14 protein-coding genes are annotated in these 16,819 nt (G+C 67.8%); 6 read left to right on the top strand and 8 right to left on the bottom strand.

The genetic code is table 11. From position 1 onward, the window contains the following. Window positions 1-270 precede the first annotated feature (270 nt). Window positions 271-858 carry a TetR/AcrR family transcriptional regulator gene (locus AC1Q7H_RS11470; RefSeq protein ID WP_492381314.1) on the top strand — a complete coding sequence of 196 codons (588 nt, stop codon included), beginning with the start codon at window positions 271-273 and terminating at the stop codon, window positions 856-858. Here the strand turns inward: AC1Q7H_RS11470 and AC1Q7H_RS11465 are convergent. The 8 genes from AC1Q7H_RS11465 to AC1Q7H_RS11430 form a co-directional block, all read right to left on the bottom strand. Further along, complete coding sequence (locus AC1Q7H_RS11465; protein ID WP_153953917.1) at window positions 844-1,599, bottom strand: alpha/beta fold hydrolase; 756 nt, start codon at window positions 1,597-1,599, stop codon at window positions 844-846. The genes AC1Q7H_RS11470 and AC1Q7H_RS11465 overlap by 15 nt on opposite strands. Further along, window positions 1,596-2,618 (bottom strand): M14 family zinc carboxypeptidase, encoded by a 1,023-nt coding sequence (locus tag AC1Q7H_RS11460; RefSeq protein WP_153953916.1) that lies wholly within the window; start codon window positions 2,616-2,618, stop codon window positions 1,596-1,598. The genes AC1Q7H_RS11465 and AC1Q7H_RS11460 overlap by 4 nt, the downstream gene beginning before the upstream one ends. Window positions 2,619-2,622: 4 nt before the next feature. Next, a complete protein-coding gene (locus AC1Q7H_RS11455) occupies window positions 2,623-3,324 on the bottom strand; it encodes an HAD family hydrolase (RefSeq protein ID WP_211981241.1) in 702 nt (233 codons plus the stop codon). Between the two features lie 124 nt (window positions 3,325-3,448). After that, window positions 3,449-4,336 (bottom strand): LysR substrate-binding domain-containing protein, encoded by an 888-nt coding sequence (locus AC1Q7H_RS11450; protein WP_013952795.1) that lies wholly within the window; start codon window positions 4,334-4,336, stop codon window positions 3,449-3,451. 147 nt (window positions 4,337-4,483) lie between these two features. Next, window positions 4,484-6,640 (bottom strand): phosphocholine-specific phospholipase C, encoded by a 2,157-nt coding sequence (locus tag AC1Q7H_RS11445; RefSeq protein WP_211981242.1) that lies wholly within the window; start codon window positions 6,638-6,640, stop codon window positions 4,484-4,486. A gap of 50 nt (window positions 6,641-6,690) precedes the next feature. Further along, window positions 6,691-6,924, bottom strand: coding sequence for a hypothetical protein (locus AC1Q7H_RS11440; protein ID WP_211981243.1), 234 nt, complete (start codon window positions 6,922-6,924; stop codon window positions 6,691-6,693). Between the two features lie 83 nt (window positions 6,925-7,007). Continuing rightward, complete coding sequence (locus AC1Q7H_RS11435; protein WP_492377993.1) at window positions 7,008-9,059, bottom strand: hypothetical protein; 2,052 nt, start codon at window positions 9,057-9,059, stop codon at window positions 7,008-7,010. Window positions 9,060-9,236: 177 nt separating this feature from the next. Continuing rightward, complete coding sequence (locus AC1Q7H_RS11430; protein WP_153953911.1) at window positions 9,237-9,956, bottom strand: GntR family transcriptional regulator; 720 nt, start codon at window positions 9,954-9,956, stop codon at window positions 9,237-9,239. A gap of 180 nt (window positions 9,957-10,136) precedes the next feature. Between AC1Q7H_RS11430 and AC1Q7H_RS11425 the strand changes: the two genes are divergently transcribed. From AC1Q7H_RS11425 to AC1Q7H_RS11405, 5 genes are all read left to right on the top strand, one after another. After that, window positions 10,137-11,357, top strand: coding sequence for a pyridoxal-phosphate-dependent aminotransferase family protein (locus tag AC1Q7H_RS11425; RefSeq protein WP_211981247.1), 1,221 nt, complete (start codon window positions 10,137-10,139; stop codon window positions 11,355-11,357). 119 nt (window positions 11,358-11,476) lie between these two features. After that, window positions 11,477-12,781 (top strand): MFS transporter, encoded by a 1,305-nt coding sequence (locus AC1Q7H_RS11420; RefSeq protein ID WP_211981249.1) that lies wholly within the window; start codon window positions 11,477-11,479, stop codon window positions 12,779-12,781. 93 nt (window positions 12,782-12,874) lie between these two features. Next, on the top strand, window positions 12,875-14,401 hold the full coding sequence (locus tag AC1Q7H_RS11415) for an amidase family protein (protein WP_211981251.1): 1,527 nt from the start codon (window positions 12,875-12,877) through the stop codon (window positions 14,399-14,401). 109 nt (window positions 14,402-14,510) lie between these two features. Then, window positions 14,511-15,959: an MFS transporter gene (locus tag AC1Q7H_RS11410; protein WP_211981254.1), complete on the top strand. Its 1,449-nt coding sequence runs from the start codon at window positions 14,511-14,513 to the stop codon at window positions 15,957-15,959. A gap of 92 nt (window positions 15,960-16,051) precedes the next feature. Then, window positions 16,052-16,816, top strand: a complete 765-nt coding sequence (locus tag AC1Q7H_RS11405; protein ID WP_211981262.1) for a fumarylacetoacetate hydrolase family protein — start codon at window positions 16,052-16,054, stop codon at window positions 16,814-16,816. The last annotated feature ends 3 nt before the right edge of the window (window positions 16,817-16,819 follow it).

The following is a 16,819-nucleotide window of genomic DNA, read 5'->3' as shown; positions in this document are numbered from 1 at the left end:
GTACACCGACGGTGCGCGCGTGGGCAAGGCTGACCCCTATACCGACGGCGCCATCGCCTGAGAGCCGGCCGGTGTGATGCCGGCCATTGAAACCCGCCGGGCCGCCAGCGTGCGGCCCGTCTTCAGGAGTTGATCATGCGTTGGCGTGACACTGCGCTGATCCTTGGCGGATGGGTAGGGCTTTGCTTCGCAAGCGGGTCCCTCATCACGCTGATCGCACAAACGCTGCCGGCCTGAACGGCGCGGCAGCAAGACGATGGAGTTGATGCCATGAACACCCGATCCGTACGCGAGCAACTGGTCGAACATGCGCTGGTGGTGATCCGCCGCAGGGGGTTCAACGGCTTCAGCTACCGCGACCTGGCCGACCTGGTCGGGGTCAAGACCTCGAGCATCCATTATTACTTCCCGTCCAAGGACGACCTGGTGCTGGAAGCGGTGCGCGAATACGGCACCCGCAGGCGGGCGCGCCTGGATGCGATCGACGCCGGCCTGCCTCCTGCCGAGCAGGCGCGGCAATACCTTGCACCTTTGCTCGCGGGTGCCGGCACCGACCAGGCTTGCCTGGTGGGCATGCTGTCGGCCGACGTGCTGATGCTGCCAGACGCGGTGCGCGCCGCGATGCAGGACTTTATCCGCCTCAATGAGCAATGGCTGGCCCGTTTGTTCGAGCGCGCCGCCGCGCAGCGCAAGGCGCCCTATCCGGCGCCGCCGCAGCAGCTGGCGCAGGTGGTGTTCGGGGCGTTGCAGAACGGCTTGACCAGTGCACGGCTGTTTGGCACGCCGGACCGGCTGGATGCCGCGGCGGCGCTGCTGACAAGTGCCATGCCGGCGGAGCAGGCCTTAGCCGCGGCTTAGCACCACCGAGCCGGCGACGGCATTGCACAGCCACTGCGGGTCATCGTGGGGCAGGTCATGCCCGGCCCAGTGGTGTGTCAGCAACTGGGCGTCCCAGGCTTGCGCGATGCGCGCCGAGCACACCGGGTTGACCAGGCGGTCGGCCGCCGAGGCAAGCAGCAGCGCCGGACAGCGCGGCGCACTGGCCGGGGCACGATAGCGGGCTGCGGCCAGCAACTGTGCCAGCGCGGATTGGCGGCTCACCGGTGCGTCGGCGGCAATGGCCTGCCAGGTCTCGATGTCGCGCGCCAGCGTATCGGTGCGCGCACAGGTGATGGCATGGATAGTCCGCTCGCAGTATGCGCGGTCTTGCCAGCGCTGCGCCACGCGCAGCAGCTTGCCCCAGTTGCGCGGCCGCAGGCGCTGCGCCGGCGTGCAGAACGGCCGCATGCTGGTATTGACCAGCACCAGGCCGCCGACTTCGTCCGGATAGGCGCTGGCCCACTCGGTCGCGGCCATCGCGCCGAGCGACATCGCCAGCACGCGGTATGGTCCGGGCGCGCCGGCGGCAGACAACTGGCGCCGCACCGCGGTGACCATCTCAGGCACGCTCCACGGCGCCGGCTGCGCGGACAGCGCGCCGTTGCCGGGCAGGTCGGGCAGCAGTGGCCGCCCCAGCCCGGCCGCTTCCCAGCGCGCCGGCAAGCTTCCCCAGTGGCGCGATTCCCGCGTCAGTCCCCGCAAGAATACCCATCGGCTCATGGCGGCGCCTCCGTCTGCCAGTGTGCGCGTGCCTGCAGCAGCAGGTCGTCGCGCTGCGCGCCGCGCGGCAGCCAGCGATCTGGTGCAAAGGCCACGCGGCCCAGGAAGTCGAACAGGCTCACATGTCGGCGCAGCACGCGTGCGGTGCGGTGCGCCTTGATCGGGTTGAAGATGCCCTCGCGCGAGAACAGCTGGCGCGGGTTTTTCTTGATCCACAGCCACGAGCCCAGTTCCAGCGTCATCGGCAGGAACAGGTTGCCGTGCGGCGTCAGGTCATAGGCATGGTCCCACAGGTCGCCGTGCAGCAGGTACTGGTGGCTTTGCGGCTCGAAGGTGTAGCCGTGGTGCGGGTGGGCCTGCTCGAACAGCGTCTTGAGCAGGTACATCTCGGGCAGGTGCGCCATCGGCCGGCGCGTGCCCGCGTACGGAAACCAGATGCTGTCGCGCCAGCCGTAGCCTGAATGGCAGTCCACCGCAAAGCTGAGCGGGCGCGGCAGCAGTTCTTCCTGCACCACGCGCAGCAGCGCGCGGCTTTCCGCTTCCATCGGCGCGCCCGCCGGGCCGCGGTACCAGGGCAGCCAGGCGCCGATGCGCTGGCCGCCGGCCAGGAAGGGCACGCGCGCATCGGCGTCCTGCGGGCCGTTGCGCATCAGGTCGACGCCGTTTGGGTTGGCGCGGGTGCCGGCCCACATGCCACCGGGGTTGACGATCGGCATGAATACCAGCCGCACCGACTGCAGCTCGCGGTGCAGCAACTCGTCCCACGCCAGCCGGCTCAGCACCGAGCGCAGGTAGTCCAGCACCAGTTGCGTGCCGATGCGCTCCAGCCCGTGGATGCCGCCGAAGATGCCGATCGCGGGCGCGCCCGGATCGCGGCTGCCGAGCGTGGCGGCATGGACGCCGAAGCGACGGCCCTGCACCATGGTTTCGCAGACCACCCGCGTATCCAGCACGTGGCTGCCCGTATCCAGCAAGGCCAGCAGCTGGTCGTACTCGGGGAAGCCGGCGTGCGGGTGCATGGGCTCAGGCGGTGGGCACGCCGGCCGTGCCGAACAGGTGCAAGACCGGCCACCCGCGTGCCTCGGCCGTGTCTCGCAGCGTTGAATCCGGATTGACGGCGACCGGGTGGCCAACGCTTTCGAGCAGCGGCAGGTCGTTGCGGGAGTCGCTGTAGAAGGTGGCCTGCGCGAGCGCCGTGTGCGTAATGCCCAGCGTGTCGAGCCACGCCAGCACCCGCAGCACCTTGCCGGGGCCGAAGGCCGGTACGCCCGCCAGCGCGCCGGTGAATTCGCCATGCGCGTCGTGTTCGGCTTCTACCGCCAGCAGGTGCGGCACGCCTAGCTGGCGCGCGATCGGCTCGGTGACAAAGCGGCAGGTGGCGGTGACGATGCAGCACAGGTCGCCGGCGGTGAGGTGGCGTGCCAGCAGGTCGAGCGCATCGGGCCGGATCGCGGGCATGATCACCTCACGCATGAAGTCCGCGCGCCATTGCGTGAGGCGTTGGCGCGGGTGGCGTGCCAGCAGGCCCAGGGCAAAGCGGGCATGGGCGGCAAAGTCCAGGCGCCCGGCCTGGTAGGCGGCCAGCCAGCGCGCATTGTGCGCATCGATCTCGGCGGCCTCGGCGCCGCCCACGGCGACGAGGTAGCGAGCCCATTCATACTCGCTGTCCAGCGGCAGCAGGGTGTGGTCGAGGTCAAACAGGGCGAGGCGGGGGGCAGCGGGCATGCGCGATAGCTCAGTTGGCGAAACCGGCAAGCTTGGCGCGGCGTGGTGACCGCGCGGTGATGAAGGACCCAAGTTTTCCGATACCGGCATTGGCGCTTTATCTGCCGCGGCAAGCATGCGGGTGTCAAGCGGCGTGGGTGGCGGCGGTCGGCTCGTCCAGCGCCACGCAGTCCAGGAAGGCGCCGACCAGCCGAGTCTCGCGCCGGCTCTGCAGGCAGTATAGGTATTCATGCAGCACCGGCGCGCCTTGCGCGAACGGCACCACGCGCAGCAGCGGGTCGCGCGGAACCTCGCCCAGCGGCACCACGCTGGCGCCCAGGCCCTGGCGGATGGCCTCGTAGATGGCCTCGCGGCTGCCGATCACGGTGTGCGGCGGCAGCTCCAGCCCGCACGCGGCCAGCGCCGTCTCGGTGGCCTTGCGCGTCATCGAGCCGTGCTCGCGCACCAGCAGGTGGCAGCCGCGCAGTTGCGGCAGCTCGACCTGCGGCAGCCGCGCCAGCGCATGGTCCGGATGGACCACCAGCACCATCGGGTCCGACGCCAGCCGGATGCAGGCAAGCCGGTCGTCGTCCACCGGGTGCGACGACACCGCGGCGTCGATGCGGTACTCGAACAGCGCCTCCAGCATCTGCTGCGAATTGCCGATGTCCAGGCTCACGTCGATCGCCGGGTAGCGCTGGCGGAACGCCGCCACCGCGCGCAGGATGTAGTAGGGGCCGGTGGCGCCGATGCGCAGGTTGCCGAAGCGCAGGTTGCCGGCGTTGCGCAGCAGGTAGTCGGCATTGCCTTCCTGCTGCATCAATTGCTCGACCACCGGCATCAGCGCCACGCCCACGTCGCTCAGGTCGACGCGGCTGGCGCGGCGGTGGAACAGTTCCACGCCGTAGGTCTCTTCAAGCTGGCGGATGCGGCCGGTGACGGTGGGCTGGCTGATGTGCAACTGCCTCGCCGCCATGGTGATGCTGCCCTGGCGCGCCACTTCGAAAAAGGTCATCAGCAGGTCGCCAAGCATGGTTATCCGCAGGAAAGTTGGGGGACAGCCCGGACAGGCCCGGACGACCGCGCAGTCTAGCGGGCCAATATGACAAAACGGCGACGCCCGCCCGCGGCCGGAGCGGCCGGGGGCGGGCGTAGCGCTGCCCGTCAGGCGACGTGCGCGTCAGCCGTTGAGGCCCATCGCCGGATCGGACACGCTGTCCTTGCCGGTCTCGATGCGCCCGGCGAAGCGGCGCGTGAAGCCGCCTTGCGCGGTGGTGACGGTGAAGTCGTACCAGTTGCCCTGGCGGGCCACGGGCCAGTGCTGCTGCAGCTGCATGCCGGCCGGCACCTCGTAGGTCCAGGGACCGTCGGTGCGGTAGGCGTTGGGCTGCACGGTGAAGGTGCAGGGGGCGCTGCCGGTGTTGATCATGTCCACGTACACCGCGGCATTGGCGATGTCATAGCAGACGCGGATCTCCGGGGCGCTGGCACCCGCCGCGGTCACGGCCCCCGCATTGCCGCGGAAGGCGCGGTGGAAGCCGTTGGGGCCAAGCACCCACAGGTCGTACTTGCCGTCGTCGCTGGCAAAGACGTCCCAGCTGCCATGCAGTTCCTTGCCCGGTTCGACCATGTAGCGGCGCGGCACGCGGTCCAGGTGCAGGCGGTCGTAGACGTGGAACACCGCCGCCGCCGTGCCGGTGTTGCTGAACAGCAGCCACACCGCGCGCTGGTCGCGGGCGTCTTCTCGGGCGCTCACGTGCAGCTCATAGGGCAGGGCGCGCGACGGGCGCGTGCCGGTCTCCTGCTGCGGCATCTGCTGGCTGCTGGCCGATGGCAGCGGTACTTGCGGCAGCACGCCTTGCGCGGTGCGGATGGCATCGGCGCTGGCCTTGTCGCGGCTGGGCAGCGTGGGCAGCGGGTTGGTGTTTGGGCTGACGAAGTTGAAGGCCGAGGTCAGGTCGCCCGCCACCGCGCGGCGGAAGCTGCTGATATTGGTCTCGGCCACGCCAAAGCGGGCTTCCAGGAAGCGCAGCACCGAGGTGTGGTCGGACACCTGCGAGTTGACCCAGCCGCCGCGGCTCCATGGCGAGACCACGTACATCGGCACGCGCGGGCCGGGGCCGTAGGGGTGCTTGTCGACGTGGTATTCCGGCCTGACCTGTTGTGGGTCGAGCGTGGTGGCGCCGGCCAGCGTGTCGCCGTCGTAGGCGGGCGCGCACGGCGGCGGCACGTGGTCAAAGTAGCCGTCGTTCTCGTCGAAGTTGATCAGCAGCACGGTCTTGCTCCACACCGCCGGGTTGGCGGTCAGGGCATTCAGCACCTCTTGCGTATACCAGGCGCCCTGCACCGGGCTGGAAGGCCCGGGGTGCTCCGAGTACGTCGCCGGCGCCACGATCCACGACACCTGCGGCAGCTTGCCCGCGGCAACGTCGTCGCGCAGCGATTGCAGGAAGCCGCCGTCAGGCATGGTGTTGGCCACGCCCTTGAGCAGCGGGCTGATGGCTTCGTCGGCGCTGGTGTATGCCGGGTAGGGGCTGCCGTTGGCCTGGTTGCCGCGCGCGGCGTTGGCGTCGCGGTATTGCTTGAAGCCCGCCAGCGGGTTGTCGGTGAAGTTGTCCGGCATGTTCTGGTAGACCTTCCAGCTCACGCCGGCGGCTTCCAGGCGCTCCGGGTAGGTCTTCCAGGTGTAGGGCGGGGCCGACCCCGTGAACGAGTCGCCGCTGTTGTCGATCACCGGCCCGCCGTTGGCGCCGCTGGGGTCATTGGTGCCGGTCCAGTGGAACAGGCGGTTGGAGTTGGTGCCGCCATGGAAGCTGCAGTGATAGGCGTCGCAGAGGGTGAAGGCATTGGCCAGGGCCACCTGGAAGTCCAGTTCGGCTTCGGTGTAGTAGCCCATCGACTGGGTCTGCTTGTAGGTCGGCCACTTGTTCATGCGGCCCAGGTCCCAGGCGTTCTGCGCATCCGGGTACGAGTGCGGCGTGCCGCTGACGCGCTGCGCATTGCCGGAACTGCTGTCGAGGTGGTAAGGCAGCACGGTGCGGGTGGTGCTGCCGTTAGTATAGGTCTGCTGCCACACATTCAGGCCGCCCGCCAGCGGGATCGGGAAGCGGTCGCCAAAGCCGCGCACGCCACGCAGCGTGCCGAAGTAATTGTCGAACGAGCGGTTTTCCTGCATCAGGATGACCACGTGCTCGACGTCGCGGATGGTGCCGGTGGCGTTGTTGGCCGGGATCGCCAGCGCGCGGCGGATGGACGGCGGGAAGGCCGCCAGCGCGGCGGTGGCGGCGGCGCTGCCGCCGGCGAGCTTGAGGAAGTTGCGTCTGCTTTGCGGGTTCATGGATTCTGTGCCGGGTGGTTTCTGGAGGGGGAGACGGGCCAGGCCCGGCTTCAGGGCGCGCAGCGCAGTTGCGGCTTCACGGCGGGCGTCTCGCCCGGCCGGTCGCTGCCATTCCCCTGGCCGGGGTTGCCGCCGGTGCCCGGGGCACCCGGCGTGGTTGGTGCCGCGTTGGGCGAGCCGGTGGGGCTTTCGCCGGAGTCGCCGCCGCAGGCGGCGAGTGCTGCGCACATCAGCAGGGCGGCGAGCCAGTGCGGCCGCGCCAGGGTGGAAGGTCGGAAAGTCATGGTGTCAATCTCCTGCAGGGGATCGGGCGGGGGTAAGGGTCGGTGAGGAACCCGTTCCATGACGAAACGGGTTCCGGCCGGATTTATGGATTCAGCGTGGACAGCGGCTGGCGTGCGCCGGTGACGGCCTTCAACTCGTCCAGCGACAGCACTCGCGTCCACATCGCCAGGTCGTTGAAGCCCATCACGCCCTTGAGCGCGCCGGGGTTGTTGCCCACGTAGTTGTGCGTGGCATCGTCGTTCACGCCCCAGCCGGTGCCGAGCCCGGCCAGCTTGGTCACGTCGGTGTTGGCGATTGCCTTGTTCTCGGTCTTCTGCACGCCCAGCACCGGATCGATGACATAAGCGCTGAAGCGTTTGGCTGCCGCATCGACCGACAGCGCCAGGTAGGCCCACTGGTTGGCCGACACCTTCATGCCGTTGATGTCGTCGCGCTTGCCGCTGCCGCTGCCAAGGTTGAAGCGGATCTCGCAGCTGCCGAACAGCGCGACGGCAATGCCGGGGTTGGCGCCCGAGATGTAGTTCTTGTTGGACAGGATGGGCTCGCCGGTGCCGTTGCCCTGGGTGCAGTCGGTGCGGAACCAGAAGCCGATGGTGAACTGCGGGCTTTGCGCGATATCGGCAGCGTTGTAAGCCAGCTTGTAGCTGTCGACACGCGAGTCCAGCTGCAGCGACTGGCCGCTGAAGTTGTCGGCAGCCAGCGTGCCGCCATCAAGGCTTGCCACCCACGGGCCGAGCGTGGCGGCGTTCTTCGCGTCGGCGAACGGCTTGCTGTCGAGGCTGAAGTACGTGGCCAGGCCATTGAGCAGCGTCGGCGCCAGCGTGACCGGCTTGACGTAGTGGATCTGCGCCAGGTACGACACCGGCACGTCATTGCGCACCAGCGTGTAGTTGAACTGGTACAGGCCCGTGGCCATGTTGAAGGCCTTGTCGGTGAACTGCCGCACCTCCGGTCCCAGCGAGGCGATCTGCACGCCGTCGCGCAGCACGCGGGTGACGCCGAAGGCTTCGGTCGGGTTCTGCCAGCTCAGCGTGATGGCGTCGTTGTACTGGCTGATGCTGGCGCCGATGGCGCGCACGCCTGCGGTGGCGGTGGTCAACGCCGAACCGTCCAGCCGCGTGGTGGCCGGGTCAAGCGCCACGCCGGCATGGGCCAGCAGGGTGGGGACGATGTCGGCTTCGGTCGGCAGCGCGGACAGGTCCGCCGGGGTGTCCGGCGCTGCTGCGCCAGGTCTGGCCAGCGCGCCGTTGAGCGTCTTGTTGGTGGCGAGGAAGGCGGTGCGGTTCTCCACCGTCGGCACCGTGGTGGTGGCGCCGGTGGCATCCAGGCCGTGGCTGGTGGTGACCATCACCAGCCAGTCTTCGGCCGGCTGCCCCTGGTGGCGCGCGGCGACGGCGCCGAGCAGTTCGCCCAGCGCCTTGTCGATGCCCGCGAGGGCCGTGGCATAGGCGCCGTTGCCGAAGCCGCCGGCTTCCGCCGCCTGTGCCGGCGCGCTGTATTGCGCAAACACCACGCCATAGCCGGACTGCACTTGCCGTACGGCGTTCTGCGTGACGCAGCTGTCGACCCCGGCGCAGTCAACCAGCGTATCGAGCATGCCAGCTTCCTGCTCGGCCTTGAGCAGGCCAGGCAGCGCCCCCGAACTGGTGGATGCGCCCTGCTGCAGGCCGGGTTTGCCGGCCGCGCGCAGGTAGCGGAATACGGTGGGGGCCTGCAGTGCGGTGCTGCCGGTATCGTCTTCGATGCCGTGGCGGTTGGCCCAGGCGCCGGTCAGCACCGTGGCCCAGCTGGGCGCGTCCAGCGGCGGCTGCGCGGTGATGGTGCCGGGCATGCCCCCGGTAGCGGTGGGCACCAGGTTCAGCTGGGCCAGGTTGGGCAGCTCACGCCGCAGGAGTGCGCCCTGCACCTGGGCATAGGTGGCACCGTCCACGCCCACCAGCAGCACGCGCGGGCCGCCGGCACCGGCTGGCGGCGGGGTCTTGATGGTGGTGTCGTTCGGTGCGGCTGCCGGCGCGGCGTCATCGCCGCCGCCGCAGCCCGCCAGTGTTGCTGCCAGTGCGGCGATCACGGTGCCGGCCAGCACACGGCCGCGCGCCATCCCCGCCAGGCTGCCCGGTGCAAGGTTCCCTGCCATCTTTGATTCCCCTGTTCGTCTGCGTTGTTGTGTGCCGGCGGCAGGTGCCGCGTGGCCGATTGCGTTTGCCGCAATGCGCTCGCAGAGTAAGAACCGGGGTTGTCACCATGGTGACAGCGGGGCAAAGAATGCTGATGGGGCTATTCGGATTCTTGAGGTGAGGGTGGCGCCAGCGTCCTATGCTTGCGGCATGCCGCCGGCATCGCTTGCCTGGATCAGCAGCACCGCGTCGCGCTTGTCCAGCAGGTGCTGGCGCAGGATGGCGGCAAGGCGCTTGCCATCGCGCGCTTCAAGTGCCTGCAGCATCTCTTCGTGGTCGCGGATGGCGCTGTCCCACTTCGGCTTCTGATAGTTGGAGCGGAAGCGCAGCGCCTGCAGCCGCCGGTTCACCGACAGATAGGTCTGGCGCAGCGCCGAATTGCGGGCCGCCAGGTTGATGCGGTCATGGATCTGGTGATTGATGCGGTAATAGCCGGGGAGGTCGTCATTTGCCCGGCAGGCCAGCATCGCATAGTGCAGGGCCTTGATCTCGGCCAGTTCGACGGCCGTGATGCGTTCGCAGGCCAGTTCGCCGGAAAAGGCTTCCAGCCCGCTCATCAGCTCAAACGTGTCCTGGATCTCCGCGCCGGACAGGCGCGATACGGTCGCCCCGCGGTTGGGCGAGATATCGATCAGCCCCTCTGCCGCCAGCACCTTCAGGGCCTCGCGCAGTGGCGTGCGGGAGATGCCCAGGGTCTCGCACAGTTCGCGCTCATTGAGCTTCCTGCCCGGTTCCAGGGTGCCCTCGACAATGAACGTGCGCAGGTGGGCCACCACGGTGTCGTGCAAGCGTTGCCGTTCGAGCCTGGGTAGTACCGGGGCCGGCGAATCCGAGCCGGAAGTGGCGGAAATTTGCATTCAAAATTCCTATCACGTGATTGAATTCAATTTTAGCAGACTCTCAACTGGAACTCAAAAACGCAGGTAAACCCTTGTTATGCGGGGTAAACGCTAGATGATTTCCGCGCAATCTCCCCTGTTTTTCCGTCACTCCTCTGATAAAGTATTTTGCATTCAAAACTCAACAGGAGGAGTCAAATGCTGAATCTCAACTTCCATCCCGCCGGCCGCCACTTCCTGCAGATCCCCGGACCGAGCCCGGTTCCCGATCGCATCCTGCGCGCCATCAGCTATCCGACCATCGACCATCGCGGCCCGGAATTCGGCGCGCTGGGCCTCAAGGTGCTGGACGGCATCAAGAAGATCTTCAAGACCGAGCAGCCGGTGGTGATCTATCCGGCTTCGGGCACTGGCGCCTGGGAAGCGGCGCTGTCGAACACGCTGAGCCCCGGCGACACGGTGCTGATGTTCGAAACCGGCCACTTCTCCACGCTGTGGAAGAAGATGGCCGAGAACCTGGGAATCAAGCCCGAATTCCTCGGCCTCCCGGGCCTAGAGGGCTGGCGCCACGGGGTGCAGGCCGACATGATCGAGGCCCGCCTGCGTGCCGACAGCGCGCATGCGATCAAGGCGGTGTGCGTGGTGCACAACGAGACCTCGACCGGCGTGACCTCGGATATCGCCGCCGTGCGCCGCGCCATCGATGCGGCCGGGCACCCGGCGCTGCTGCTGGTCGACACCATTTCCGGGCTGGCGTCCGCCGATTACCGGCATGACGAGTGGGGCGTGGACGTAACAGTGTCCGGCTCGCAGAAGGGCCTGATGCTGCCGCCTGGCATCAGCTTCAATGCGGTGTCGCCCAAGGCCATCGCAGCCTCCCGCACGGCCCGGCTGCCGCGCAGCTTCTGGGGCTGGGATGAAATCATCGAGATGAACCGGACCGGCTACTGGCCCTACACCCCCAGCACGAACCTGCTCTATGGCCTGTCCGAAGCCCTCGACATGATCCTTGAGGAAGGGCTGGACAACGTCTTCGCCCGCCACCAGCGCCTGGCCGAAGCCTGCCGCCGCGCGGTCAAGGCCTGGGGCCTGGAGATCCAGTGCGCGGACCCCGCCGTCTACAGCCCGGTGCTGACCGGCGTGATGATGCCCGAGGGGATAGACGCGGACGTGGTGCGCAGGAACATCTATGACCGCTTCAACATGTCGCTCGGCGCCGGCCTGGGCAAGGTCAAGGGCCGCATGTTCCGCATCGGCCATCTGGGCGACTGCAACGACCTCACGCTGATGGCCACGCTGGCCGGCTGCGAGATGGGCCTGAAGATCTCGGGCGTGCCGCTCGCGGGCAGCGGCACCGTTGCCGCGATGGACTATCTCGCCGCGCACGCCACGCCGCTGTCGCTCAAGGCTGCCGCCTGACGAGAGCCTCTGCCATCCGAGACGGGGGCGGGCGCCGCGCGTGCACAACGCCCCCGCCGGACTGATCGCAACGGATCAGCGCAGCACTGCCGTACCTGACAAAAAACAGAGGAGACGCTGTGGATACAACCCTGCAGGCGGGAACAAAGATCAGGACGTTCGAGGATGCGACCTATCGCAAGGTGAGCTGGAGGCTGGTGCCATTCCTGATGGTCTGCTTCCTGATCGCTTATCTCGATCGTGTCAACGTAGGTTTTGCCAAGCTCCAGATGTCGCAGCAACTGGGCTTCAGCGAGACCGTCTACGGGCTGGGCGCCGGGATTTTCTTTATCGGCTACTTCCTGTTCGAGGTGCCGAGCAACCTGGCATTGCACAAGTTTGGCGCCAAGGTGTGGATCGGCCGGATCATGATCACGTGGGGGCTACTCTCCGCGTGCTTTGCGTTCGTGCAGACGCCAACCCAGTTCTACACGCTGCGCTTCCTGCTGGGGCTGGCCGAAGCCGGCTTCACGCCAGGCATCGTGTACTACCTGTCGTGCTGGTACCCGTCGCACCGGCGTGCCAAGATCATGGCCATCTACTGCATGGGTTCGCCGCTGTCCGGCATCATCGGCAATCCGCTGTCCGGCTACCTGATGGGCAGCATGGCCGGCGTGGCTGGCCTGGGCGGCTGGCAATGGATGTTCTTCATCGAGGCGGTGCCGGCGGTGCTGCTGGGGTGCTTCTGCTTCTACTACCTGGACAACTCCATTGCCAAGGCCAAATGGCTGACCAGCGCGGAGAAGCAGATCCTTGAACTGGCCAAGTCGGAAGACGTCAAGGCGGTGGACCCGCAGGCACGCGTCGGCAAGGTGTTTACCGATCCGCGCGTCTGGCTGATCAGCCTGATCTGCTTCTGCTATGTCACGGGCCAGTACGGCATCACGCTCTGGCTGCCCACGTTCATCAGGTCGACCGGTGTCAGCGACCCGCTCCATATCGGCCTGCTGAGCGCGATCCCGTATATGGCGGCCATTGTCGCGATGTACTTCTTCGGGCGCAGCGCCGACAAGCACCGCGAGCGGCGCTGGCACCTGATCATCCCGTGCATGATGGGCGCGATCGGCTTCCTGGCGTTGCCCTGGGTCATGCACAACACCGCGCTGTCCCTGGTGTTCCTGTCGATCGCCGCAGCCGGCATCCTGACCTGCACGCCGCTGTTCTGGTCCCTGCCGACGGCTTTCCTCAGCGGCGCGGCGTTGGCCACGGCCATCGCCATGAGCAACTCGATCGGCAACCTTGCCGGCTTTACCAGCGGCTACATGATCGGCTACCTGCGCGACGTGACCCAGAGCGGCAACAGTGCTTACTACATGATTGCCGGGATGCTGATGCTGGGTGCGTTCTGCATCTGGACAATACCTGCCCGCCTGGTCAACCGATAGCGAGACAAAGCGGGGTGCGGCACCGTGCCGCTGCCCCGCCTGCCCATCACGTCGCAAACACTTCGCGCCCTTGCCGGCGCATGGAAGGCTCTCATGACAAACTCGTACCAACCGGTGCCGGACGACCCCGGCCATCACGCGCCGTTCAGCGTGGTGGAAGCCACCGTCGCCAGCGCGCATGCCGCGATGCGCGACGGCAGGCTGACGGCGCGCCAACTGGCCAGCGCATGCCTGGCGCGCATCTCGGCCTATGACCAGGACGGTCCCGCCCTGCGCAGCATCCTGCAGCGCAACCCGCAGGCGCTGGAAGAGGCCGGACACATCGACGCCATGGCCGGGCGCAACCCGTCGCAGGTGCTGGCGCCGCTGCATGGCATCCCGGTGCTGGTCAAGGACAACATCGAATGCGGCGGCATGGAAACCACCGCCGGCGCCGCCTGCCTGCGCGGCAACCTGTCCACCGGCGATGCCTTCGTGATCCGCCGGCTGCGCGAGGCGGGAGCCATTGTGCTGGCCAAGACCAACCTGCACGAGCTTGCCTCCGGCGGCGAGACGGTCAGCACCTTGTCTGGCCAGACCCTTAATCCCTATGACCTGACGCGCACGCCCGGCGGTTCAAGCGGCGGGACCGGCGCCGGCATCGCAGCCAGCTTCGGCCTGCTTGGCATCGGCACCGACGGGGTCAATTCCATCCGCTCGCCGGCCTCGGCAAACAACCTGGTCGGCCTGCGCCCGACCATGGGCCTGATCAGCCGGGCCGGGCTGGTCCCATGCGGGCTGACGCAGGACACCATCGGCCCGATCACCCGCACCGTTGCCGATACGGCGCTGCTGCTCGATGTCATCGCCGGCTATGACCCGGCAGACCCGGTCACCAGCCAGGGTGCACCTCACATCCCGGCGAGCTATGCCGCCAGCCTTGACCGCGACGGACTCAGGGGCGCGCGCATCGGCGTGCTGCGCCATTTCTTCGGCGACCAGGATGTGCACCGTCCCGTCAACGCCGTGATGCAGGCAGCGCTGGCCACCATCGCTGCACAAGGCGCCGAATTGGTCGCCCTTGACGACGCCATCAGCCCGGATGAGCTGCTGGCGTCCACGCTTGTGCACCACTACGAGATGGAGCGCGATCTCGATGCCTACCTGGCGGGGCTGCCCCCCGGCGTCGCGGTGCGATCGATGCAGGACATCATCGCTGCCGGTTCTGTCCATCCAAGCGTGGCGGGAACCCTCGCCACCGCAGCGGCGCTGAGCGAGCGGGAAGGAGAGTACCGCGAACGCCTGCAGCGCCAGCAGGCATTGCGCCAGCGGCTGCAGGACCTGATGGCGCGGCATCGGCTTGACGCGCTGGCATTTCCGCACCAGCGGCGCCTGGTGGTGCCGGTCGGCGAGACCCAGGCAGAGCGCAACGGCGTGCTCGCGTCGGCCACCGGATTTCCGGCCATCGTGATTCCGGCCGGATTTTCGGCGCCGGACGGCAATGCCCCCCAGGGCGTGCCGGTCGGGCTGGAGTTCTTTGGCTTGCCCTTCACCGAACCCGTGTTGATACGGCTGGCCTATGCGGCCGAGCAGGCCTTGCGCGCGCGCCGGCCGCCGCACTCGACGCCCGCGCTGGAATAGGCGCGCGCCGGAACGAAGTTTTATCGCTGCTCTACAAACGCCAGCCGGACACGGCGGCGACAAGGTCGCGGACACACCGCGACAACCTCGAAACGAGGAGGAGACAAAGATGGGCGCAGAAACTGTAGTTCAATCGCCGAATTCCCCACAGCAGCATGAGCTCGACCGGGCCATGGATGGCATCGGGGTGACGGCGTCGCACAAGAAGATCATCTTCATGATCATGCTCGGGGTGATGTTCGATGTCTTCGAGCAGAACGCCGTCGGCCTGATCGGCCCCATGCTGCGCGAGCAGTGGGGCATCTCGGTGGCGGAGATCGGCTTTCTCAATACGCTGACCTTCAGTGCCGCCGCGCTGGGACGCATCGGCTCCGGCTATATCGCGGACCGCTACGGCAGGCGCACGATGCTGAGCGCCAACCTGCTGCTGTTCACGCTGGGCGCCATCATCTGCGCGCTGGCGCCGAACTATGGCGTGCTGGCGGCGGGCCGCTTTATCGTCGGCATCGGCCTGGGCGGGGAGATCTCGATCGCCGTGACCATGCTGGCCGAGCTGTGCTCGACGCGCTTCCGCGGTACCGCGGTGGGCCTAGTCAGCGTGGGCAGCGGCGGCCTGGGCAATATGCTGGCGCCGGCCTTCGGCCTGGCTGTATTCGCCATGTTCCCGGGTCCGGACAGCTGGCGCTGGCTGTTTGCCTGCCTGGTGCTGCCGGCATTCTTCGTCGTGTTCTACCGGCGCTTTATTCCGGAGACGCCGCGCTTCCTGCTGTCCAAGGGGCGCGTGGACGAGGCCAACCTGGTGCTGTCGGTGCTCGCATCCGGCCGCCTGGGCAAGCTCGACGGCGAGCCGACGCCCTATATCAAGGCCGCGATCCAGGACGAGGCGCCGCGCACCAGGGTGCGCCTGAGCGACATCTTCAAGGGCCGCCTGGGACGGCGCACGATCGCGCTGGGGATTGCGGTGTCCATGACGTACGGCGCGCAGATCTCGGTGCTGACGCTGATGCCGACCATCCTGATGTCGCAGGGATACACCATCTCCAAGAGCTTTCTCTTCACCATGGTGATGCAGAGCGGCAGCCTGTTCGGCGCGCTCGCGGCGTCGTACTGCGGCTATCACTTCCCGCGCAAGCGGGTGCTGACGATAGGCGCCGGGCTGGCCTGCGCGGCCGGGTTGTGCTTCGGCTTCCTGACGTATAACGTGGGCCTGGTGCTGCTGTTTGGCGCCGCCTTCACGTTCTGCGTGGTGTTGCTGAACACGTCGATCTGGATCTTCGCGCCGGAGCAGTATCCCACCCACGTGCGCGCATTCGGCACCTCGCTGATCCTGGCGCTCGGCACCCTGGCCGGGGCGCTGACGCCGCTGATCAGCGGGCGCGTGTTCCAAACCTACGGCGTTGGCGGCATGTTCAGCATGCTCGCGGCGATGTACGCAGTGTTTGCGCTGGCCGTGCAGTTCGCGCCGGAAACCTTCGGTCGCGCCATGGGCGAGACCGCCGCCGACGACGAAAACGGGCCTGCCGTCAGTGGGACCGCGCCCAGCGCCAGCGGTTCCTGAGACCGGCCCGCTCCCGGCAGCGTGCTGCGCGCGCTTGCCGGGAGCGGGATACCGGGCAATATTCATCCCTCATTCAAGGACATACCCAAGGCATGACATCTTCCAATATCGATCGGGTCGCGCAGGCCCTGCTCAGCGCGCGTAGCGAACAGGGTTGCGCCGATGCAGGGCAATTTGCCACCGCGCTTGAGAATGCGGAACAGGCCTACGCCGTACAGTCGGCCGTGGCCCGCGCGCTAGGCTGGCAAGCGACAGGCGCCGGCTACTGGAAATCCGGCGGTGCCTCGCGCGAGGCGGTGCTGACGCATGCCCAACTGCCGCCGGCCGGGGTCTGGACCAGCCCCGCGCATGCCGGCGACTGGCCTTTCACATGGCGCGGCATCGAGGCGGAGATTGCGTTGCGGCTGGGGCAGGGCGTTGACGCCGCGCAGGCTGCCGCCCTCGACTACGCCGGCGCTGCCGGGCTGATCGATGCGATGGCGGTGTCGATTGAAGTCGTCGATTCGCGCTGGCGGCAGTATCTCGCCGCGCCCGCGCTGCTGAAGCTGGCCGACCTGCAGTCCCACGGCGCACTGGTGCTTGGCGAATGGCGTGACTATGCGGCGCGGGACTGGGCGGCACAGCATTGCCGGGTGCGGATCGGCACGCAAACGACCGAGCGCCGCGGCACCCACGCGCTGGGCGATCCGGCCTATGGGCTGGTCGCCTGGCTGCGCCACGCCACGCGCGACGGGCGACGCGTAGAGGCCGGCACGGTCGTCACCACCGGCACCTGGGTCGGCATCCTGGATGCATCGGCTGGCGACCTGGTGACTGCGGAGTTCGATGGCATCGGCGAGGCCTCGGTCCAGCTCTGAGGC

The sequence above is a fragment of the Cupriavidus sp. GW823-FHT06D04 genome (assembly GCF_058795055.1).
The sequence above is the reverse complement of the archived record's forward strand: the minus strand, read 5'-3'. Positions and strand labels throughout refer to the sequence as shown.